We start from the raw sequence: 21,283 nt of genomic DNA, 5'->3' as shown, positions 1-21,283 counted from the left end.
GCCACCGTGCCTGTGACCGTATTGGACCAGCACCCCACCGGGGTCTGCCGTCAGCCGGCGGCCCCCGGAGCAGCACCGACCGTCCGGATCGGAGGCGAAAGCGCCTCGTTCGCCCCGCAGCGGGCCGACCGGACGGCGTCCCCCGGCTGGAGGGAGGCCCGGTGACCACGTTCGGTTACGCCGAGCAACCGACGGGACTGGCCCCGCTGCGCCAACTCGACGACACGTGGGGTCTCGGAGAGGGCGACGACGGGACGGCCAGACGAACGCGCAACCGACCGCACCCGAACGAACCGCCCCCCCGCCCGGTACCGCCCGGCGGCAACGCGAAGCCGACCGGGGGTCGGGTCGCCGTGCCGGCCCGGCCGAGCATGCCGGCGCAGGGCCGCCGGCCCGGCGACGAGGCGGAGCCGGTCGACCCGGCGGCGGCCGAGACCGCGCTCCTGCCGGCGGTGCCGGCCGCCGCCGCGGAGCCCGAGCCGCCGGCCGTGCCGCCGAGCCGTCCGGACCCGTCCGACCCGGCGACCGAGGTGTGGTCGCTGGTGGAGCGGGCCAAGGCCGGCGAGACGGAGGCGTTCGGCCTGCTCTACGACCGGTACGTCGACACCGTCTTCCGGTTCGTCTACTTCCGGGTCGGCAACCGCCAGCTCGCCGAGGACCTCACGTCCGACACCTTCCTGCGGGCACTCAAGCGGATCGGCAGCTTCACCTGGCAGGGGCGGGACCTCGGGGCCTGGCTGGTGACGATCGCCCGCAACCTGGTCGCCGACCACTTCAAGTCCGGCCGGTACCGGCTGGAGGTGACCACCGGCGACGTCATGGACGCCGACCGCGAGGACCGGGGCCCCGAGGGGAGTCCGGAGGCGGCCGTGGTCGAGCACATCACCAACGTCGCCCTGCTGACCGCCGTCAAGCAGCTCAACCCGGAGCAGCAGGAGTGCATCGTGCTCCGCTTCCTCCAGGGCTTCTCGGTCGCCGAGACGGCGAAGGCGATGGGCAAGAACGAGGGAGCGATCAAGGCCCTCCAGTACCGCGCGGTACGCGCCCTGGCCCGCCTGCTGCCGGACGGCTTCCAGCCCTGAGCAGGTCGACGCGTCGACACCGACGGGTCACCCCTCCGACAGACATTGACGGTCATCACTTCTGCTCATTCTCGGCACTCCCGGCCCGTAACCACGGCCCGGCACCGACCGTTTCTCCGGGTGCGACCGGTGTTCGCCCGGAAAGCTCCCAGACCCGAGGTACGGGCGACCACGCCCCGCCACGACTCACGCCGACCGGCGCCCCACCGGTTCCCGCCACCGTCACCGGCGGCGGGAACCGCACAGCCGGCGTCGACGAGCCGGCCGCGCCGGTCCTCGGCACCGCCGAGGACCAGTCGGCCGACGGGTGACCAGAACGGCCGGACGACCGTGACCAGTGAGAGGAGATGCCTGCGGTGGACAGCAACCTCTTCTCCCGTCGGCGTGCCGAGCGTTTCGCCCAACTGCTCGACGAGGCCAACGGCGGCCGTCGGCACCACGTCCGTTCCCGGGTCGACGACCGGCTCGGCGGCCTGGTCGGCCTCGGCCGGCAACTCGGTGCCGCCGCCCCGCCGGTCGAGGTCGACCCGGACTTCCGCACCGGCCTGCGGGCGATGCTGGTGGCCGCCGCGGAACGTGAGGGCGTCGGCGCGACGGCCGCCCCGACGTCCGGGGCCGAACCGGCCGGTCGGCGGTCGTCCGCCGGGGCGTCCCCGCGCGGTCCGCTCGTGCCCTCGGTCACCGCCCGTCGGGCCCGCGCCCGGGGGGCCATCCTGGTCGGGGTCGCCGCCGGCGCGGTGGCCGTCTCCGGCATCTCGGCGGCGAGCGAGAACGCCGTCCCCGGCGACGCCCTCTACGGCATGAAACGCTCCACCGAACGCGCCCAGCTCGCCCTGGCCAACTCGGACCCGAGCCGGGGCCAGCTCTTCCTGGACTTCGCCCGGACCCGACTCGGCGAGGCGAGCGAGGTGCGGGGCGACCTGGCGGCCTTCGAGGCGATCCTCGACGACATGGACGAGGACACCCGGCAGGGGGTACGCCTGCTGACCACCACGGCGGTGCAGCGCACCGACGCCGCCGGCCTGGACGCCGTCGACACCTTCGTCACCGGGCAGCGCCGGGCGGTGGCCGCCCTGCTCGACGGGGCGTCCCGTGCCGAGCGGGACCGGGCCCGTGGCTCCCTGGCGCTGCTCGACGCGGCGCGGCAGCGTTCGGACGCGCTACGGGCGTCCCTGACCTGCGGTGCCCCGCAGGCGGGTGCGGCCGACCTGCTCGGCCCGACCGCCCGCCCCTGCCCCACCGTCCGCTGACGCCGCCGGCGGGAACGCCGCAGCACCGGTCGACCACGATCCTCCTTGGCTAGTCTCGCGGATGGCAGGCGTCGCACCGCTGGTGGTGGGGCGTCGTGCCGGACCGGCCCGCCGCACACACTGCGGCCGGCGCGTCGAGCGGAGGGAGTTCTGCGTGGCCCGGACCCGGAAGGTGACCGTCAGTACGGACGCCCACGGGCACACCGCAGGTTGGGCCCCCACCGAACTGGAGCCACCCGGCAGCCCCGCTCCCGATCCGACCGCCGCGGCCTTTTTCGACATCGACAACACGATGATGCAGGGCGCCTCGATCTACTGGTTCGCCCGGGGCCTCGCCGCCCGGAAGTACTTCACCACCGGCGACCTGGCCCGGTTCGCCTGGCAGCAGCTCCGGTTCCGGCTGCTCGCGACCGAGCACGCCGGGGACATGAGGCACGCCAGGGAGGCCGCCCTCGCGTTCGTCGAGGGCTGGCGGGTGGACGACGTCGAACGGCTCGCCGAGGAGATCTTCGACGAACTGATGGCCCCCCGGATCTGGGCCGGCACGCGCAAGCTCGCCCTGCGCCACCTTGACGACGGGATGCGGGTCTGGCTGGTCAGTGCCGCACCGGTGGAGATCGGTCGGGTGATCGCCGCCCGGCTCGGCCTGACCGGGGCGATCGGCACGGTCGCCGAGATCGTCGACGGCGTGTACACCGGACGGCTGGTCGGTGACCTGATGCACGGTCCGGCCAAGGCCGAGGCGGTCGCCCAGCTCGCGGCCGTGGAGGGGCTGACCCTGTCGCGGTGTGTCGCCTACAGCGACTCCGCCAACGACCTGCCGATGCTCTCGACGGTCGGACGGGCGGTCGCGGTCAACCCGGACGGTGTGCTGCTGCGCACCGCGCGGGAGCGGGGCTGGGAGGTCCGGGACTTCCGTACCGGCCGCCGGGCGGCCCGGATCGCGGTGCCGTCGACGGCCGCCGCCGGGCTGCTGGCCGGTGCGGTCAGCGCCGGGGTGGCCCTGCACCGTCGACGGCGACTCCGGTGACCCACCGCCGCTGGCCGGCGACGGCACGGCTTCCGGGCCCGGCCCGGCGGTACCGCCCCGGGCTGGCCGGGCTCGTGGTGGCGGTCGCCGCCGGCACCGCGCTGGTCACGTTGCCGCAGGCCGGTCCCCGGCCCGTCGAACCGGCACCGCCGCCGCGTCGGGTCGAGCAGGAGTGGCCCGAAGCCGTACGGCGGGAGCTGCCGGCCCGGCTCGCCGACGGTACGGCGTACAGCCCGGTCTGGTTCCTCGGCCCGGACGTCTCGATCGGCACCGCGCCCAGCCCCGACGGACGTCACCTACGGCTGGTGCGGCGCACCGCCGACGGCACGGTCCACCAGCTACGTCGGCTGCCCGCCGGCGGCAGCCCGCAGTACGCCGGGTTCACTGGCTCCGGCCCGGTGCTGGCGTGGGCGGAGACCACCACCGACCCGGACGGCCGGGGGCGTACCGAGCTGTGGACGGTGGAACCGGCCGCGGACCGGCCGGCCCGACGGGTGGCCACGGAGGGCGGTGACGTCCTCCTCGTCAACTCCCGGCACGACCTGGTGATCGGCTCGGGTCGGCTGCACTGGGTCGCGGCGGCTCCCGGAAGTGCCGTGGCGACCGAGGTGCGCTCGGTGCCGCTGGGCGGGGGTCGGGTCACGGTGCGGACCGAGCCGGGGGCCTGGACGCTGTCGGCGTGGCCGTGGCTGGTCAGCACGGCGACCGGAGGTGCCGGCCCGCTGCGACTGCGCCACCTCGTCGACGGTACGGAGCGCACGGTGCCCGCCGGCCGGGACGAGTTGCTCAGCTGTGGTCCGGTGTGGTGTCGGGCGCTGGTGCCGGCCGGGGCGGGACCGGGCCGGCTGGACCTGTTCCGCCCGGACGGCCGGGACCGGCACCGGGTTGCCGGCGGGGACGCCAGCGCCGCGCTGGTCGACGTGGCGGTGCGGGACCGGTTCGAGGTGCTCCTGCGCACCGGCCCGGCGGGCACGGTCGGCGACGGGGCCCAGCTGCGGCTCTACGACGTCGCCCGGCGGCGGACGCTGGTGGCGGCGGACGGGGTGGGGCTGGTGCTCTGCCGGGGCGACATGCTCTGGTGGTCCACCGGCGGACGTGAGGTGACCGGCTGGCACGTCCTGGACCTGCGTTCCCTGACCTGAGCCGGGCGGCGCCCTGCGCCGGTCACACGTCCACGTGGAAGTTCACCGCGAAGTAGCCCGTGTTCGCCGTGGCGTTCGACGCCGCCACGCCGCCGGGTCAGGGGCCGAACGGGTCGGGTCGGCGTTCCAGGAGCTGGTGCAGGGTCTGCTGGATGGTCTCCCGGACCTGGTCGGCGAGATTGAACACGACCAGCGGGTCGTCGGCCGAGTCGGTCAGGTGCGCGGTGGGGATCGGCGGGCAGAACTCGATCAGCCACTTGCTCGGCAGCGGCACCAGGCCCAGCGGCCCGAGCCACGGGAACGTCGGGGTGATCGGGAAGTAAGGGAGCTTGAGCAGACGCGCGAGCGGCTTGACGTCGGCGAGCATCGGATAGGTCTCCTCGGCGCCGACGATGGCCACCGGGACGATCGGGGTGCCGGTGCGCAGCGCCGCCGAGACGAACCCGCCCCGGCCGAACCGTTGCAGTTTGTACCGGTCGGCGTAGAGCTTGCCGATGCCCTTGAACCCCTCGGGGAAGACGCCGACCAGTTCGCCGTTGCGCAGCAGCCGCTCGGCGTCCGGGTTGCAGGCGACCGTACCGCCGGACTTCCGGGCCAACTCGGAGACGACCGGCATCCGGAAGACCAGGTCAGCGCCGAGCAGCCGCAGGTAACGGCGGGCCGGGTGCTGGTCGTGCAGGGCCGCGGAGAGGATCAACGCGTCCAGCGCGACGGTGCCGGAGTGGTTGCCGACCACCAGACCCGCCCCGTCGGCGGGTACGTGCTCCAGACCGGCGACCTCGGTGCGGAACCAGTCCCGGTAGAGCACACGCAGCAGCGGGTGGAGGACCGCCCCGGTCAGCTCCGGGTCGAAGCCGAACTCGTCGATCTCGTAGTCGCCGGCCAACCGGCGACGCAGGAACGCCAGACCCTGGGCGACCCGGCGGTCCCACTGGTCGACCGGGCGGTCCGGCACGGCGGGGGGATCCGGGTGGTGGCCGTTGCGGCGGGCCGGTCGGGTCAGGTCGCCGGCGTCCGGCGGCTCGAACGGCCGACCCACCGGCACGTCCCGGTCGGTCCCGTCGGGCCGGCTCATGACTGCTCCCGCACGGCCGCCCGGACCTGGCGGATGCCGGCGAGAACGGCCTGCTCGGCGGCGGCGAGCTGGTCGCGGGTCACCACCACGCCACCGTGGTGGGCCCGGAGGAAGTCGTCGAAGGCCGCGGCGGTGGAGCGCGGGGTGAAGCCGTACTCGGTGACCAGCCGGCTGGTGTCGACCACCCGGCCGTGCACGAAGAGGTCGACCTGGTCGAGACCGAGTCGGCCGTATCCGAGCGTCCGGGCGAGCGCGACCGCTCCGGACAACCCCGGTTCCAGCACCGGCACCTCCAGCCGTCCGGCCCGGCGGATGGCCTGGGAGAGCGACAGCACGCCCGGACCGGCGACGTTGTAGGTGCCGGGATGGTCCTCGACGACCGAGCGGTGCAGCACCTCCAGGGCGTCGTCGAAGTGGAGGAACTGGAGGCGGGGGTCGCGACCGAGGACGGTGGGCACGACCGGCTGGCGGAAGTACCGGGTCAACGTGGTGTCGGCGGTGGAGCCGATGAACGGCGCGAAGCGCAGCACGGTCGCGGTGACGTCGGGGCGGCGACGACGGAAGCCGCGGACGTACCCCTCGATGTCGAGGATGTCGCGGCCGAACCCGCCACGCGGCACCTCGCGCGGCTCGGTCTCCTCGGTGAAGACGGCCGGGTCGCGGAAGGAGACGCCGTAGGCGGCGGTCGACGACCGGACGACGACCTTGCGCAGCCGGGGCGCCCGCTGGCAGGCGGCGAGGAGCTGCATGGTGCCGATGACGTTCTGTTCCTTCATCGCCGCCCGGCCACCCTGCTGCCGGTCCGGGGCGGTGACCAGGGCGAGGTGGGCCACCGCGTCGACCTCCAGGTCGGCGAGGAGGTCACCGAGCGAACCGGCGTCGACGCGCACCCGTTCGACCCGGTCGAGCAGGTCGGCCGGCTCCGCCGTGCCGGGCGGGTCGACGCCGATGACCCGCTCGATCCTCGGGTCGGCGGCGAGCCGGGCGGCAACGTGCGCGCCGAGGTAGCGACTGACCCCGGTCACGACGACGACCCCCGGAGCACCTGAGGTGCCACCGGGGGTCATGTCGCGCACCCTGACCGGCAGGCCGGATCATCGAGCCGGGACGTCCACGGCCTTCTCACCTGAGCCTCCGGGAGTCGACAGATGGCAAGTGGTACGCGGTGCCGGGTCACGCCCGGCACCGGTCACTTGCCGAGACGGCGACGCTGGACGCGGGTCTTGCGCAGCAGCTTGCGGTGCTTCTTCTTAGCCATGCGCTTGCGGCGCTTCTTGACCACCGAGCCCATACGACAGCCTTTCGATGCAACGTGCGGGGCGGACCGGAGGCACCACGACATGGTGCTGGTACCGCTTGCGGACAACGGACCGGACCTGGTGGGTGGCATCGCGGCGCACCGCTGGGTGGTCACGGTCGGGATCCAGGGTAGCCGGAGAGCATCAGCAGGACCAACGCGCCCCCGTCGATGCCCGTCACGGCGCACCCCGGGAGGCACCCGGCGCACCCCGGACCGTGGACCCGACGGTCGCCCGTCAGGCGGTCTCGGAGAACGCTCCGCGCAGGTACTCGTGCACCGCGTGTTCGGGCACCCGGAACGACCGTCCGACCCGGACGGCGGTGAGTTCACCGCTGTGCACGAGCCGGTAGACCGTCATCTTCGACACCCGCATGACCGCCGCCACCTCGGCGACGGTGAGGAACTTGACCTCCGACAGCCGTCCGTCGGACTGCGACCCGGCCATGGCTCACCGACCCATCCCATGCCCAGCGCGGCCTGCGACGGGTTCGTCCCGCCACGAGGGCAACGCGCGTGTTACCAGTACGGTAACGGGACGGCTGTGAACGGCGCGATCCCTTCGCGCATTTGATCTCGTCGGGAGTCCGCTTCCACACCGTTGAGCTGCGGCGGAAGGCGCCCGGTGGCTCCGGTGGCGCCACCGGGGCCACCGGGCGGGCGCCCCGGGCCGATTGCGGACACGGTCCGGGGCTCCGCACTGGGAGCGCACTCAGTGTCTCAGACCCGAACGGCCGCCCGGACGGCGGTCGATCATGGTGGCCCACAGGGGCGTGAGCTGCCGTCGGACACCCCAGGGCGGGCGGACCGCGCCTACGCCACGAGGGGACGGAGCCGCCCGGGCCGGGCGCCCGGCCACCAGGGGCGGACCGGTCAACGGGTCACGCCGCGCACCCGGGCAACGCAGTCGTCGTGCAGCGTCGACCACGGCTCGCCGTAGATCTCCCGGGCGGCCTCCGTCATCGGCCGGCGGTCGTGCACCACCGCCGCGAAGAAGTCGAGCAGGCGCTGGGTGCCGTACCGGTCCACCAGGTACCGGACCGCCAGGTAGCCGACGCCGTAGCTGGCCGCGACCCGGTCGGCGGGAGCGTCGTCGGCGGGCTCGACGGTGTCGAGCCGGCCGTCCCAGCCGCCGCTGGCCAGCATTCGCCGGACGTCGTCCAGCCCGGCGTACCGGTCCACCGGTCGGCCCGCCGCTCCGGCCAGTTCGGCCGTCCCCTCCACCAGCCACCAGGCGTGCCGGTCGGACCAGCCGCCGGCGGGCAGCGACGCGGCGTGGGTCAGCTCGTGCCGGAGCAGGTCGGCGACGCCGCCCGCGCGCAGCGCGTCCGCGTTGAGGACCACCTCGTGGTGCCCGCCGCCGACGGTCACCACGTACCCGCCGGTCCACGCCGGCCGGCCGCCGCCGTACCAGCGCCGCCACCCGTCCCGGCCGGCGTAGAAGATCCGGTACCGGTCCGGCCGGACGCCGTCCACGGCGTACCGGTCGGCGACCGCCGCCGCGGCCTCCGCCTCGGCGAGCAGGCCGGGAAGACGGGACCGCAGGTCGGGGGTGGTGGCCACCACGGTGCGCCGGCCGACGGCGGCCACCAGTTCGCTGACCTCCCACGGCCGGGTGCCGGTCTCCGCGGAGGTGGAGGGTTCGACGGCGACCAGGCGGGGCCCGTCGGGCGTCTCCCGCCACCGGGTCGCGGCCAGCACCGGACTGGGGGTGCAGTCGGGCACGACGAGGCAGTACCGGTAGGTGACCGCCTGCCGCCACCGGCCCGGCTGGCCGGGCTCCGGGGTCGGCTGCCCGCTGGGCTCGGCCCGCCAGACCGCGATCCGCAACGCGCGCAGGGAGGTGAACCGCCGGGTGAGGTCGGCGCGGGCAGTCGGGTCGGCGACCGCGAGGAAGCCGTCCCGGTCACCGCGCAGCAGTGCCCCGGCCTGCCGTCCGAGTGCGGCGTCGATCGCGGCGGCCAGCCGGGCGGCCGGGCCGCCGGGAGGGGAGGCCGGGTCACCGGTCGAGCGGCTCGCCGTCTCCCGCACCACCGCCGCCACCAACGCCGCCGGCAGGAGGCAGCCCAGTGCCACGGCCACCACGGCGACGGCGGCCCAGAGGAGCCCGCGCCGCCTGCGCCGCGACCGGTGCCGCTCGTCCTCCACGGCGGGGAGAGTACGCCATTCGGCTGGCCGGACTGCCGTTTGCGCCGGCTGGTCAGGGCTTCCGGCTTACCTAGACTCCGGACATGGCGCGTACCGGCCCCCGGCTCACCCCGCAGACGGTCGAGGTTCTGCGGCTGCTCCTCGCCGCGCCGGACCGCCCCCGGTACGGCCGGGACATCGCCCGCCAGACGAAGCTGAAGACCGGCACCCTGCATCCGATCCTGGCCCGGTTGGAGCTGGCTGGCTGGGTGGAGAGCTTCTGGGAGGACCCGGCCGCGCACGAGGCCCAGGGCCGGCCACGCCGCCGGTACTACCGGCTCACCTCGGACGGGGAACGGGTGGCCGGCGCGGCCGTCGCCGACCCGCGGGCCAGCGCCGCACCGCCCGCCCTGCGGCCGAACCCCGGCTTCTGACCGCGCGGACCGGGGCACCGCCTCCGGTCAAGAGCCACCGGGCCACATTGGCGATCCGCGAAAGAAAAACTCACAACTAGTCCGGTCAATGTCTAGCTAGGTAGCTTTCAGGGAGCGCTCGCCGACCGGACACGTCGGCCGGGTCCCGGCCGGTCGGCCACCGGACCCTGCCGACCGCCCGGCACGCCGACCCGCCGGAGAACGGGGGCGGTGGGTCGGGCGAGCGCTCCCACCCGGGCGCCACCGGCCGCCCGGTGTGGCGCGGGCCGGCGGACAAGGGGTCTCCGCCGGCCCGCACCGCGCCCGTCGGCGGTTCCCGGCGATCCGTCAGCGATTCCCGGCGGTGTGTCAGCGATTCCCGGCGACCCGTCAACGGTTCCGGCGGTCGCGGCGGTCACCTGCCGCGCCCGGTCACTTCCGGGAGAGCAGGGCGCGGCCGAAGAAGGCGAGGTTGGCCGGGCGCTCGGCGAGCCGCCGCATGAGGTAGCCGTACCACTGGTCGCCGTAGGGCACGTACGTCCGGACGGTGTAGCCGGCGGCGACCAGCCGGGCCTGCTCCTCGGGGCGGATGCCGTAGAGCATCTGGAACTCGAAGCTGCCCGGCCCCCGGTCGAACCAGCGCGCCCGGTCCTCCCCGATCGCGATCAGGCGGGGGTCGTGGGTGGCGAGCATCGGATAGCCGGCCCCGGACATCAGCACGTTCATGCAGCGGACGTAGGAGCGGTCCACGTCCCGGGCGGACTGGTACGCGACCGACTCCGGCTCCCGGTACGCGCCCTTGCAGAGCCGGACCCGGGAACCGGCGGTGGCCAGGTCCCGGCAGTCCGCCTCGGTCCGCCGCAGGTACGCCTGGAGCACCGCCCCGGTGCCGGGGTGGTCCTTGCGGAGCTTGGACAGGACGTCCAGCGTCGAGTCGGTGGTGGTGTGGTCCTCCATGTCCAGGGTGACCGTGGTGCCCGCCTCGTCGGCGGCGACGCAGATGGCCCGCGCGTGGTCGTAGGCGAGCTGCTCGTCGAACTTCTGGCCGAGGGCGGAGAGTTTCACGCTCACCTCGGCGGCCGGGGTGAGCCCGGCCTCGCGCAGCGCCCGCAGCAGGGTGAGGTACCCGTCCCGGGTGGCGGTGGCCTGCTCGGGCTTGCCGGTGTCCTCGCCGAGGTAGTCGAGGGTGACCGTGAGGCCGTCACCGACGAGTCCGCGGGTCGCGCGCAACGCGTCGTCGGTGCCGGCGCCGGCGACGAACCGGCGGACGACGTCCCGGGTGTAGGGGGCCGTCTCGACGAGCCGCTCGACCTGGGATGACCGGGCCGCGGCGAGGATGACCGAACGGAGCATGAGCCGAGGGTAACGCCCGGGCCGGGAACCGCGCCCGGCAGCGGCCACCTCCACCGACGGTCCGTTTTGCCCCGACAAGACCCCCCGGAAAGCGATGACCAGGGCCGTTTCCCTGCACGACCGGGGGACGACGGGCTGGCGGTCATCCGCTACAACGAACGGGTGGAAAACCGCTCCCCTCGCCGGCTCCGGTCGGCCACCGTGCAACTCGGCACGCTCACCGTGCTCGCGCTGGCTCTCTCCGGGTGCAACATGACCTCGGACGACGACGATGACGACTGCGCCCTCGGCCCGAGCGGCGGAGGCGGCACCGTGGCGCTGGCCCTCCGGAACCCGGCACCGGCGACCGGGGTGGCCGCCCCGGAGCCCGCCCCGGCGGCCGTCCCGGAGCGCGGCGGCTTCGGCACCCACCTGGCCGACTGCGGCGGCTGACGTGCGCCGGGAGACCCGCACGCCCCGCCCCGACTGGCAGACGACGATCCGGGAACAGGGGCTGGTCTACGCCGAGACCGAACTGCCCGACGGCGAACTCATGTCGTACTGGGACGAGAGCGCCGCGTACGCCTTCGACCTGGCCGAGGTGCTCCGGCTGGAGGAGGCCACCGAGGAGCTGCACCGGATGTCGGTGGCCGCCGCCGAACACGTGGTGGCCCGCAACCGGTACGCCGACTTCGGCATCCCGGCGTGGGCGGCCGAGGCGGTGGCCCGGTCCCTGCGCGAGCGCCCGCCCAGCCTCTACGGCCGGTTCGACCTCTGGTACGACGGCTCCTGGCCGCCGAAGCTGCTGGAGTACAACGCCGACACCCCCACCTCGCTGGTGGAGGCGGGCATCATCCAGTGGTACTGGCTGGAGCAGACCCGGCCCGACCTGGACCAGTGGAACAGCCTGCACGAGCGGCTGGTCGCGGCCTGGCACCGGATCGGCCGGGTGTTGCACGACCCGACCGTGCACGTGTTCTGGTCGCGGGAGGAGGACTCCGGCGAGGACCAGATGACCGCCGGCTACCTCGCCGAGTGCGCCCGACAGGCCGGACTCAAGGCCGAGCTGATGCCGATCCAGGAGATCGGCTGGGACGGCCGCCGCTTCGTCGACCGGTTCGACCGGCCGGTCACCACCTGCTTCAAGCTCTACCCCTGGGAGTGGATGGTCGCCGAGCCGTACGGCCGGCTCGCCCTGGAACCGGGCACCCCGACCACCTGGATCGAGCCGGCCTGGAAGCTGCTGCTGTCCAACAAGGCGCTGCTGGCCGTCCTCTGGGAGCTGTACCCCGGGCACGAGCTGCTGCTCCCGGCCTTCCTCGACTCGCCCCGGGGGATGTCCGAGTACGTCGTCAAGCCCCTGCTCGGTCGGGAGGGCGGGTCGGTCCGGATCGTCACGGCCGACGGCGCCGAGATCAGCAACCCGGGCATCTACGGCGAGGAGGGCTGGTGCTACCAGGAGTTCCGGGCCCTGCCGGAGTTCGCCGGCAACCGGGTGGTGCTCGGCAGCTGGATCGTCGACGGCGAGTCGGCCGGGGCGGGCATCCGGGAGAGCGCGAGCCTGATCACCGATGGATACGCCCGGTTCCTGCCTCACTACATCGATGCGCCACGCGCTTCCTGAGTCGTCTACCGTTGGGGTGTGAACTTCGACGCGTACGCCCGAAACGGCGTTGACCTCGTCAACGCCCGCCTGGACGACCTCGACGACCTGCGGTCCCTGCTCCCCGGTGCAGATGCGGGGCTGCGCGAAGAGATCACGGAACGGGATCTGGCGACCTTCCGCCGGGCACGCAAACGGCTGCGCGGCGTCTTCGAGTACGGCGCGTCCGGCCAGGACGCCGAGGCGGTCGCCGAGCTGAACGCCCTGCTGGAGGCGTACCCGGTGCACCCGCACATCTCCGGGCACGACTCCAGCGACTGGCACATGCACCCGGCGAGCCGGGGCGCCTCGATGGCCGTCGACTACCTGGCCGGCGCGGTCTGGGGGCTGGCGGTCTGGCTCTGCGAGTACGGCAGCGCCCGGTTCGGGGTCTGCGCCGACGAGCGGTGCGGCAACGTCTACCTGGACACGTCGTCGAACTGCTGCCGGCGGTTCTGCTCGGAACGTTGCGCCACCCGGTCGCACGTGGCCGCCCACCGGGCCCGCAAGCGCGCCGCCACCGCCGACCAGCCGCTCGCGCCGGTCAGCTGAGCCCGCGCCCCCACGCCGGTGGGGGTCCGGGTGGCCGGCCGCACCCTTGCGCGGACCGGACGACCGGCCGCTCCGGTCGGCTCAGGCGTCGACCGGGGACGGGGCGGCGAGGTGCTGGCGGGCGAATTCGAGGGCGGCGCGCAGGTCGGCCTCGCGGACCGCGCGGCTCTTCGCGCCCCGGGTGGCCACCTCCACCGCCACCGAACCGGTGAAACCCCGGCCGGCCAGCGAGGAGAGCAGCTCGGCGCAGGGCTGGTTGCCCCGCCCCGGCACCAGGTGCTCGTCGCGCCCCTCGCCGGTGCCGTCGCCGAGGTGGACGTGGGCCAGCCGGTCAGCCATCCGGTCGGCCATCGCCAGCGCGTCGGTGTGCGAGGCGGCGCAGTGCGACAGGTCGAGGGTGTACGCGTCGTACCCGGTGTCGGTCGGATCCCAGCCGGGCAGGTACGGCACGAACTGCCGGCCCGCCATCCGCACCGGGTACATGTTCTCCACCGCGAAGCGCAGTCCACCGTGCCGCCGGCCGATCTCGGCCATGCCGTCGGCGAAGCCCCGGGCGTAGTCGCGCTGCCAGGTGAAGGGCGGGTGGACGACCACCGTCGGTGCCTCCAGGCTCTCGGCCAGCTCCGCCGCCTTCCGGAGCCGCTCCCACGGGTCGGGGCTCCACACCCGCTGGGTGACCAGGAGGCAGGGCGCGTGCACCGACAGGACCGGCACGCCGTAGTGCGCGGCGAGACCGCGCAGCGCGCCGGCGTCCTGGCTGACGGCATCCGTCCAGACCATCACCTCGACACCGTCGTAGCCGAGCGCCGCAGCCAGCTGGAACGCCGCCGCGGTCGGCTCGGGGAAGACCGACGAGCTGGAGAGGAGCACCGGGACTCGGGAAGTCACACGAACCAGGGTAGCCCGCGTCGATGACGGCATCGTGACGAGCAGTCGCAAACCGCCCGTTACCTCCGGATCTGATCACCCGGCGCGCGGCCGGCCGGTCACACCGGTCCGAGCTGGTCCAGCCGGCGGAGGATGACCCCCTCCCGCAGCGCCCAGGGGCAGACGTCCAGCGCCTCGACGCCCAGCCGGCGGAACACCGCCTCGGCCACCACCGCCCCGGCCAGGAGCTGGTGCGAGCGGCCGGCGCTGACCCCCTCCAGTTCGGCCAGCTGGACGGGCGGGATGTGCCGGATGAAGGTGAGCACCTGCCGCAGCCCGGTCCGGGTGAGTCGGCGGGGGCCCAGAGACCGGCGCTGGACGGGGCCGCGCCGGCCAGCCGGGCCAGCGTGCGGAACGTCTTCGAGGTGACCACCGGTCGTTCCCAGCCCACCCCGGCCATCTGCTCGACCACCGGGTCGAGCGTCTTGTCGACGTACTCCCGCAGTTCCTCGACGACCTCGGCGGGGGGCGGGGTGGCGGTGGTCGGATCCACCCCCAGACGTTCCCGGGTCAGCCGGCCCGCGCCGAGCGGCAGCGAGACCGCCACGTCCGGGTCCTCGTCGATACCGGCGGCCACCTCAAGCGAACCACCGCCGATGTCCAGCACCAGCAGCCGGCCGGCGGACCAGCCGAACCAGCGCCGCACCGCCAGGAAGGTCAGCCGCGCCTCGTCCGCCCCGGCCAGCACCTCCAGCCGTACGCCGGTCTCGTCCCGGACCCGGGCCAGCACCTCGGCGCCGTTGGTGGCGTCCCGGACGGCGGAGGTGGCGAAGGCGATCAGGTCGTCGGTGTCCAGGCCGACGGCCGCCTGCCGGGCCATGCCCACCGCCTCGACCAGCGCGTCCGCGCCCGCCCGGGTCAACGCGCCGTCCGGGCCGATCTGCTCGGCGAGGCGGAGCACCACCTTCTGGGAGTGCGCCGGCCAGGGGTGGGCACCGTGGTGCGCGTCCACCACAAGCAGGTGCACGGTGTTGGAACCGACGTCGAGAACACCCAGTCGCATGGTGAAGACCCTAGAGCCCGCCCGCGTACGCGGCTCGCCTGCCGGCTGGCCGCACCGGGCGTAGGCTGGCCGGATGGAGATCCGAGTGCTGGTGGACGAGCCGGCTGACCCGCGTAGCCGGGAGGTGCCGCTGGATTTCCCCCGCGAGTGGGTCGAGTTCGTCGACCCGGCTGACGACCGGCATGTCGTCCGCGCCGACCTGACCTGGCTGCTCTCCCGCTGGACGTGCATCTTCGGCCGAGGCTGCCACGGCATCGTCGCCGGCCGGGCCGCGGACGGGTGCTGTTCCCACGGCGCGTTCTTCACCGACGCCGACGACGAGAAGCGGGTCCGTGCCGCCGCGAAGCGGCTGACCCCGCAGACCTGGCAGCACCACCGGCGCGGGTTCAAGAACTGGACCGAGATGGACACCGTCGACGGCAAGAACCCGGCCCGGCGGACCGCCACCCAGAGCATCGACGGCCCGTGCGTCTTCCTCAACGACGCCGACTTCCCGGCCGGGGGCGGCTGCGCGTTGCACGCCCAGGCGCTGCGGGACGGTGCGCACCCGCTGGAGTACAAGCCGGACGTCTGCTGGCAGTTGCCGATCCGGCGGGACCAGGAGTGGCACAAGCGGCCGGACAACACCAAGGTGCTGGTCACCACGCTGGCCGAGTTCGACCGGCGGGGCTGGGGCTCCGGCGGGCACGACCTGGACTGGTGGTGCACCTCGTCGCCGGAGGCGCACGTCGGCGGTGAGCCGATGTACCTGTCGTACGGGCCGGAGCTGACCGCGCTGATCGGCGAGCCCGCGTACGTCAAGCTCGCCGAGCTGTGCGCGGCGCGCCACCGGCAGGGTCTCGTGGCCCCCCACCCGGCCACCCCGTCCTGACCCCTCCCCCGCTCACGTGCTCGCGTGCTCACGCGGCCGGGTGGTCGACGCGGTCGGCCGGGTTGGTAGCAGGGGCCCCCTGTTACCGCCTGGTGATGAGCAGGGGACCCCTGCTACCACCTGAGCCGGGCGGGCCTACGGCTCGAACTTGTAGCCGAGGCCACGCACGGTGATGATGTAGCGCGGCGCGGACGGTTCCGGCTCGACCTTCGAGCGCAGGCGCTTGACGTGCACGTCGAGGGTCTTGGTGTCGCCGACGTAGTCCGCGCCCCAGACCCGGTCGATCAGCTGCCCCCGGGTGAGCACCCGGCCGGCGTTGCGCAGCAGCAGTTCCAGCAGCTCGAACTCCTTGAGCGGGAGCTGCACCGGCGCACCGTCGACGGTCACCACGTGCCGTTCGATGTCCATCCGGACCGGGCCGGCGGCCAGCGTCGGCCCACCCGCCTCGGTCGCCTCGACGCTCTGCCGCCGCAGCACCGCCCGGATCCGGGCGACCAGCTCACGCGGCGAGTACGGCTTGGTGACGTAGTCGTCCGCCCCGATCTCCAGGCCGACCACCTTGTCGATCTCGCTGTCCCGGGCGGTGACCATGATGATCGGCACGTGGGAGCGCTGGCGGAGCTGGCGGCACACCTCGGTGCCGGACATCTCCGGGAGCATCAGGTCGAGCAGGACGATGTCCGCACCCGTCCGGTCGAACTCGGTGAGGGCGGAGGTCCCGGTCGCGGCGACCGACACCTCGAAGCCCTCCTTGCGAAGCATGTACGACAGGGCGTCGGAGAAGGACTCCTCGTCCTCGACCACCAGAACGCGGCTCACCAGGGGGTTTCCTTTCGGTACGGTCAGACCTGCCGGAGCTCGGCCGGGCCGGCCTCGATCCCAGCGGACTGGAGTGTCGCCGCCAGGTCGTCCGGCGGACGGGCGGGCAACCGGAGGGTGAACGTCGAGCCACCACCAAGAGTGCTCGACACGTCGACCCGTCCGCCATGGTTGCTCGCGATGTGCTTGACGATGGCCAGACCCAGGCCGGTGCCGCCGGTCGAGCGGGAACGAGCCTGGTCAGCACGGTAGAAGCGCTCGAAGATCCGGTCCACGTCGGTGGGGGCGATACCGATGCCCTGGTCCGCCACGGCGACCTTGACATGCTCATCGCCACTACTGACAGTGACGGTTACGGTAGTGTCCGCGCCGGAGTAGATGATCGCGTTCTCGACCAGGTTCGCCACGGCCGTCGCGATCTGGTTGTCGTTGCCGTACACGGTCAGGCTCCGCTCGCCCTCGACGGCGATGGCCACCCGCCGGGCGGCGGCCGTGGTGCGGGTCCGGTCGAGCACCTCGGCGACCACCCAGTCCACCGCCACCGGCTCGGGGGCGGGCTGCGGCTCGGCGCCCTGCAACCGGGTCAGCTCCAGCAGTTCGTGCACCAGCCGGCCCAGCCGGGTCGACTCGTGCTGGATGCGTTCGGCGAACCGCCGGGCGGCCGCCACGTCCTCCGAGCGGTCGGCGGCGGCGATCGGGCCGGCCGCCCCGGCACCGGTCGGGCCGGCGCTGGCCGGAACCGCCGGTTCGGTGGCGTCGAGCAGCGCCTCGGCGAGGAGTTGGAGCGCGCCGATCGGGGTCTTCAGCTCGTGGCTGACGTTGGCCACGAAGTCCCGGCGGACCCGGGCGAGGCGGTGCGACTCGGTCACGTCGACGGCCTCGACGGCGACGTGGCCACCGCCGATACCCATCGCCCGCAGGTGCACCCCGAGCGGGTCCGGCCCGACGTTGTCGCGGCCCCGGGGCAGGTCCAGCTCGATCTCGCGGCGCACGCCGGTGCGCCGCACCTGCCCGGCGAGGGTACGGATCAAGGGGTGGGCGGCCATCGACCCGGGGGTGGTGCCGGTCCGGAGCAGCCCCATCGCCCGGGCCGCCGGGTTGACCAGCACCGGCTGGTCGTCGGAGTCGAGCACGACCACGCCGGCCCGGAGTGAGTCGATGGTTCTGCGGCCGAGGCCGGAGAGACCTGCCTGCTGGTCGTCGGGCATCGCGGGCCTTCCTGCCGTGTTCCACCCGGATCCTGCGGTGCTCGTGCGCGGGGCGCGCGACCGGAGGGCGTACCGGGCCAGCAGGAGCCCGGCGACCAGCCCGATCACCAGGGCCAGCGCCACGCCGACCGTCGTTGCCCAGTCCACCCGGCGATCGTAGGGTCATTGTTCACCTGGCAACCGCGCAGAATGGGGCGAATCACTCTCACTTTCGGGAGTGTTCACCATCCTGACGGTGGGCGTTCACCGAGGTTAACCCCGAGTCCGCCGACCACCCCTACGGTTGGCGCGCACCCACCGGCCACCCACCCGCGCCGCCGAGGATCCAGGGCGGCCACCGACCACAGGACGTGACCATGCGCGACGAGTTCCGGGCCGAACTGCAGACCGTCAGCCAACTGCTGGTGGACATGGCCGGGGGAATCCGGGCCGCCATGCGGCAGGCCACCCGGGCGTTGCTCACCGCCGACCGGAAGTCGGCCGAGATCGTGATCGCACGGGACGCCGAGATCGACGGACTCTACCGGGACGTCGAGGAGCGGGTCTGCGAACTGCTCGCCCGACAGGCCCCGGTCGCCTCGGACCTGCGAGCGGTGATCACCGCGCTGCACGTCGCCGCCGACCTGGAGCGGATGGGCGACCTCGCCGACCACGTCGCCAAGACCGCGCTGCGGCGGCACCCCTCCCCCGCCGTCCCCGCCGAACTGCGGCCCATCTTCACCGACATGGCCGAGATCGCGGACCGGATGGCAGGGAAGATCGCCTCGGTGCTGGCGGACCCGGACGCGGACCTCGCCGCCGAACTGGACCGTGACGACGACGCCATGGACGACCTGCACCGCAGCCTCTTCGGGGTGCTGCTCGACGACGCCTGGCCGTACGGCGTGGAGACGGCGATCGACGCGACGCTGCTCGGCCGGTTCTACGAGCGCTTCGCCGACCACGCGGTGAACGCCGGCGAGCACGTCGTCTACCTGGTCACCGGCGAACCGGTCTGAGCGCGCTGCCGCCCGTTCCTCCGCCTCCCCCCGGGTGGGGTGAGGTGGTTGCAGGGGTCCCCTGCTACCCGAAAAGCGGTAACAGGGGGCCCCTGCTAACAAGCAACTGCCGACGCGCGGGTGGTCAGCGGCCCTGGTTGGCCACGGCCGCGGCGGCGTCCTTGGCGGCGGTCGGGTCGAGGTAGGTGCCGCCCAGGGTGAGCGGGCGCAGCTGCGGGTCGAGGTCGTAGCGCAGCGGGATGCCGGTGGGGATGTTCAGCTTGGCGATCTCGGCGTCCGAGATCTGGTCCAGGTGCTTCACCAGGGCACGCAGCGAGTTGCCGTGCGCGGCGACCAGGACCGTCCGGCCGGCGAGGATGTCCGGCACGATCGAGTCGTACCAGTACGGCAGCATCCGCTCGACGACGTCCTTGAGGCACTCGGTCCGGGGCATCAGCTCGGTCGGCAGCAGCGCGTACCGGGGGTCGCCGGCCTGGGACCACTCGTCGGCGTCGTCGATCGGCGGCGGCGGGGTGTCGTACGAGCGGCGCCAGAGCGTGAACTGCTCCTCGCCGTACTCGTCGAGGGTCTGCTTCTTGTTCTTGCCCTGGAGGGCGCCGTAGTGGCGCTCGTTGAGCCGCCACGACCGACGCGTCGCGATCCAGTGCCGGTCGGCGGCGTGCAGCGCCAGCTCGGACGTGCGGATCGCCCGACGCAGCAGGCTGGTGTGCACGACGTCGGGGAGCAGGTCGTGCTCGCGCATCAGTTCGCCGCCGCGCCGCGCCTCGGCCTCGCCCTTGGCGGTCAGGTCGACGTCGACCCAGCCGGTGAAGAGGTTCTTGGCGTTCCAGTCGCTCTCGCCGTGCCGCAGCAGGACCAGCGTCCCGACGGTGGGCCCTTCGCTCGCAGTCATGGGGATCATCCTGCCCGAACCGTGGACCGGACACGCGGCGGGAGGTGGTGACGACCACCACGTGGAAAAGCGGGTGACCTGCACACGAGGACCGCACTAGGTTGCGTAAGGCACTTGGACGACGATCGGTCATTACGGCAACGGGAGGGCGCGGGCGTGCGGACGGTACGGGGCTGGTTCCGGGAGACGACCGGCGGCCTACCGGCCACCTTCTGGTATCTCTGGGCCGGCACCCTGATCAACCGGCTCGGCTCGTTCGTCCTGATCTTCCTCGCCATCTACCTCACCCAGGAGCGCGGCTTCTCCGAACTCCAGGCCGGTCTGGTGCTGGGGCTCTGGGGTGTCGGCGGCGCGGTCGGCACGACCGTGGGCGGGACGCTCACCGACCGCTGGGGGCGCAGACCCACCCTGCTCACCGCGCACGTCGGCGCGGCCAGCATGATGCTCGCGCTGGGCTTCGCCCGCCCGCTCTGGGCGGTGGCCACCGGGGCGCTGCTGCTCGGCCTCTTCGCCGAGGCGGCCCGGCCGGCCTTCGGGGCGATGATGATCGACGTGGTGCCGGAGCGGGACCGGCTGCGGGCCTTCTCCCTCAACTACTGGGCCATCAACCTCGGGTTCGCCAGCGCCGCCGTGCTCGCCGGCTTCGCCGCCGAGGTCGACTACCTGCTGCTCTTCGTCATCGACGCCGCCACCACGCTGACCACCGCCCTGGTCATCTTCGTCAAGGTGCGGGAGACCCGGCAGCCGAGCGTCAGCGTCCCCGCCAGCCTCGGCGGTGCGGCCGTTCCCAAGAGTGCCCTGCGCACCATCCTCACCGACCGGATCTACCTCGGCTTCGTGGCGCTCAACCTGCTCAGCGCGCTGGTCTTCCTCCAGCACATCTCGATGCTGCCGATCGCCATGGGCGAGGACGGCCTCTCCACCTCGACGTACGGTTCGGTGATCGCGCTCAACGGCGTCCTGATCGTGGTGGGCCAGCTCTTCGTACCCCGGCTGATCCGCGGGCGCAGCCGGTCCCACGTGCTCGCCCTCGCCGCCCTCGTGATGGGCGTCGGCTTCGGGCTGACCGCCTTCGCCGAGGCGGCCTGGTTCTACGGGCTCACCGTGCTGATCTGGACCCTCGGCGAAATGCTCAACTCCCCGTCGAACTCCACGCTGATCGCCGAACTCTCCCCGGCCGAGCTGCGCGGGCGCTACCAGGGCGTGTTCTCGCTCTCCTGGCAGGTCGCCGGAGCCGTCGCGCCGGTCCTCGGCGGTCTGGTCCGGCAGGAGGCGGGCAACGTCACGCTCTGGCTGGGCTGCGCCGTGATCGGTGCGGTCGTCGCCGCCGTCCACCTGCTCTCCGGGCCGGCCCGGGAACGCCGGGCCGTCGCGCTGCGCCCGCGGGCCGTCCCGCCGGTCGAGCCGGCCACCACCCTCGTGCCACCCGCTCCGCAGGCGGCGGAGGCGGCGGCGACCGCACCCACCGAGCCCTCCACGACCCGCTGACGGATCGAAGCGCCGGGCACGGGCGCGCGGCGTGGTCGAAGACCGGGCACGGGCGCTGTACGGCCGGGCCGCCCCATTCGCACCCGCGGGACGCGAAAGCGGGCGTCCTGCCCGACCTGGTCGGATTGGACGCCC

21 protein-coding genes and 1 pseudogene are annotated in these 21,283 nt (G+C 73.6%); 11 read left to right on the top strand and 11 right to left on the bottom strand.

Annotation, left to right across the window (positions count from 1 at the left end; genetic code table 11):
- Nucleotides 1-161: 161 nt before the first annotated feature.
- The 4 genes from GA0070618_RS13450 (at nucleotide 162) to GA0070618_RS13435 (ending at nucleotide 4,504) form a co-directional block, all read left to right on the top strand.
- A complete protein-coding gene (locus tag GA0070618_RS13450; protein ID WP_088981939.1) occupies nucleotides 162-1,082 on the top strand; it encodes an ECF subfamily RNA polymerase sigma factor, BldN family in 921 nt (306 codons plus the stop codon).
- A 356-nt stretch (nucleotides 1,083-1,438) separates the two neighbouring features.
- Nucleotides 1,439-2,332 (top strand): DUF5667 domain-containing protein, encoded by an 894-nt coding sequence (locus GA0070618_RS13445; protein ID WP_088981938.1) that lies wholly within the window; start codon nucleotides 1,439-1,441, stop codon nucleotides 2,330-2,332.
- Nucleotides 2,333-2,486: 154 nt separating this feature from the next.
- On the top strand, nucleotides 2,487-3,362 hold the full coding sequence (locus GA0070618_RS13440) for an HAD family hydrolase (RefSeq protein ID WP_088981937.1): 876 nt from the start codon (nucleotides 2,487-2,489) through the stop codon (nucleotides 3,360-3,362).
- Entirely contained in the window at nucleotides 3,359-4,504 is a 1,146-nt protein-coding gene (locus tag GA0070618_RS13435; RefSeq protein WP_088981936.1) for a hypothetical protein, read from the top strand. Before GA0070618_RS13440 ends, GA0070618_RS13435 begins: the two co-directional genes overlap by 4 nt.
- A 97-nt stretch (nucleotides 4,505-4,601) precedes the next feature.
- On the opposite strand, the gene GA0070618_RS13430 is transcribed toward GA0070618_RS13435, so the two are convergent.
- The 5 genes from GA0070618_RS13430 to GA0070618_RS13410 form a co-directional block, all read right to left on the bottom strand.
- Nucleotides 4,602-5,579 carry a lysophospholipid acyltransferase family protein gene (locus GA0070618_RS13430; RefSeq protein ID WP_231931729.1) on the bottom strand — a complete coding sequence of 326 codons (978 nt, stop codon included), beginning with the start codon at nucleotides 5,577-5,579 and terminating at the stop codon, nucleotides 4,602-4,604.
- Entirely contained in the window at nucleotides 5,576-6,646 is a 1,071-nt protein-coding gene (locus GA0070618_RS13425) for an NAD-dependent epimerase/dehydratase family protein (RefSeq protein WP_088981935.1), read from the bottom strand. Before GA0070618_RS13425 ends, GA0070618_RS13430 begins: the two co-directional genes overlap by 4 nt.
- Before the next feature lie 122 nt (nucleotides 6,647-6,768).
- Nucleotides 6,769-6,870 (bottom strand): 30S ribosomal protein bS22, encoded by a 102-nt coding sequence (locus GA0070618_RS13420; protein ID WP_007465623.1) that lies wholly within the window; start codon nucleotides 6,868-6,870, stop codon nucleotides 6,769-6,771.
- Between the two features lie 244 nt (nucleotides 6,871-7,114).
- On the bottom strand, nucleotides 7,115-7,324 hold the full coding sequence (locus tag GA0070618_RS13415; protein WP_088981934.1) for a helix-turn-helix domain-containing protein: 210 nt from the start codon (nucleotides 7,322-7,324) through the stop codon (nucleotides 7,115-7,117).
- Between the two features lie 425 nt (nucleotides 7,325-7,749).
- Nucleotides 7,750-9,024, bottom strand: a complete 1,275-nt coding sequence (locus tag GA0070618_RS13410) for a hypothetical protein (RefSeq protein ID WP_088981933.1) — start codon at nucleotides 9,022-9,024, stop codon at nucleotides 7,750-7,752.
- Nucleotides 9,025-9,107: 83 nt separating this feature from the next.
- Here GA0070618_RS13410 and GA0070618_RS13405 point away from each other — a divergent pair, with 83 nt between their 5' ends.
- The gene (locus tag GA0070618_RS13405; protein WP_088981932.1) at nucleotides 9,108-9,437 is read left to right on the top strand and encodes a PadR family transcriptional regulator; all 330 of its coding nucleotides are present in this window, start codon (nucleotides 9,108-9,110) and stop codon (nucleotides 9,435-9,437) included.
- Between the two features lie 411 nt (nucleotides 9,438-9,848).
- On the opposite strand, the gene GA0070618_RS13400 is transcribed toward GA0070618_RS13405, so the two are convergent.
- A complete protein-coding gene (locus GA0070618_RS13400) occupies nucleotides 9,849-10,769 on the bottom strand; it encodes a proline dehydrogenase family protein (protein ID WP_088981931.1) in 921 nt (306 codons plus the stop codon).
- 162 nt (nucleotides 10,770-10,931) lie between these two features.
- On the opposite strand from GA0070618_RS13400, the gene GA0070618_RS13395 reads away from it, so the two are divergent.
- From GA0070618_RS13395 to GA0070618_RS13385, 3 genes are read left to right on the top strand one after another with little or no spacing between them, the layout of a single operon-like run.
- The gene (locus GA0070618_RS13395; protein WP_231931728.1) at nucleotides 10,932-11,201 is read left to right on the top strand and encodes a hypothetical protein; all 270 of its coding nucleotides are present in this window, start codon (nucleotides 10,932-10,934) and stop codon (nucleotides 11,199-11,201) included.
- A gap of 1 nt (nucleotide 11,202) precedes the next feature.
- Nucleotides 11,203-12,372, top strand: coding sequence for a glutathionylspermidine synthase family protein (locus GA0070618_RS13390; RefSeq protein ID WP_088981930.1), 1,170 nt, complete (start codon nucleotides 11,203-11,205; stop codon nucleotides 12,370-12,372).
- 18 nt (nucleotides 12,373-12,390) lie between these two features.
- On the top strand, nucleotides 12,391-12,942 hold the full coding sequence (locus GA0070618_RS13385; RefSeq protein ID WP_088981929.1) for a CGNR zinc finger domain-containing protein: 552 nt from the start codon (nucleotides 12,391-12,393) through the stop codon (nucleotides 12,940-12,942).
- Nucleotides 12,943-13,023: 81 nt separating this feature from the next.
- On the opposite strand, the gene GA0070618_RS13380 is transcribed toward GA0070618_RS13385, so the two are convergent.
- Entirely contained in the window at nucleotides 13,024-13,830 is an 807-nt protein-coding gene (locus GA0070618_RS13380; protein ID WP_172900291.1) for a sugar phosphate isomerase/epimerase family protein, read from the bottom strand.
- 98 nt (nucleotides 13,831-13,928) lie between these two features.
- Nucleotides 13,929-14,872 (bottom strand): annotated as a pseudogene (locus tag GA0070618_RS13375) (Ppx/GppA phosphatase family protein).
- Between the two features lie 73 nt (nucleotides 14,873-14,945).
- On the opposite strand from GA0070618_RS13375, the gene GA0070618_RS13370 reads away from it, so the two are divergent.
- The gene (locus GA0070618_RS13370) at nucleotides 14,946-15,743 is read left to right on the top strand and encodes a hypothetical protein (protein WP_088981927.1); all 798 of its coding nucleotides are present in this window, start codon (nucleotides 14,946-14,948) and stop codon (nucleotides 15,741-15,743) included.
- Between the two features lie 135 nt (nucleotides 15,744-15,878).
- Here the strand turns inward: GA0070618_RS13370 and GA0070618_RS13365 are convergent, their stop codons facing one another.
- Nucleotides 15,879-16,562 (bottom strand): response regulator transcription factor, encoded by a 684-nt coding sequence (locus tag GA0070618_RS13365; RefSeq protein ID WP_088981926.1) that lies wholly within the window; start codon nucleotides 16,560-16,562, stop codon nucleotides 15,879-15,881.
- Between the two features lie 23 nt (nucleotides 16,563-16,585).
- Nucleotides 16,586-17,917, bottom strand: coding sequence for an ATP-binding protein (locus GA0070618_RS13360; RefSeq protein WP_088981925.1), 1,332 nt, complete (start codon nucleotides 17,915-17,917; stop codon nucleotides 16,586-16,588).
- Nucleotides 17,918-18,126: 209 nt separating this feature from the next.
- On the opposite strand from GA0070618_RS13360, the gene phoU reads away from it, so the two are divergent.
- Nucleotides 18,127-18,768, top strand: a complete 642-nt coding sequence (phoU, locus tag GA0070618_RS13355) for a phosphate signaling complex protein PhoU (protein WP_088981924.1) — start codon at nucleotides 18,127-18,129, stop codon at nucleotides 18,766-18,768.
- A gap of 124 nt (nucleotides 18,769-18,892) precedes the next feature.
- On the opposite strand, the gene GA0070618_RS13350 is transcribed toward phoU, so the two are convergent.
- Entirely contained in the window at nucleotides 18,893-19,660 is a 768-nt protein-coding gene (locus GA0070618_RS13350; RefSeq protein ID WP_088981923.1) for a phosphoglyceromutase, read from the bottom strand.
- A 156-nt stretch (nucleotides 19,661-19,816) separates the two neighbouring features.
- Between GA0070618_RS13350 and GA0070618_RS13345 the strand changes: the two genes are divergently transcribed.
- Nucleotides 19,817-21,148, top strand: coding sequence for an MDR family MFS transporter (locus GA0070618_RS13345; RefSeq protein WP_088981922.1), 1,332 nt, complete (start codon nucleotides 19,817-19,819; stop codon nucleotides 21,146-21,148).
- Nucleotides 21,149-21,283 lie beyond the last annotated feature (135 nt).

Source organism: Micromonospora echinospora, assembly GCF_900091495.1.
Lineage (GTDB): Bacteria > Actinomycetota > Actinomycetes > Mycobacteriales > Micromonosporaceae > Micromonospora > Micromonospora echinospora.
Note: the sequence above shows the minus strand (reverse complement) of the source record. Positions and strands in the feature narration are given on the sequence as shown.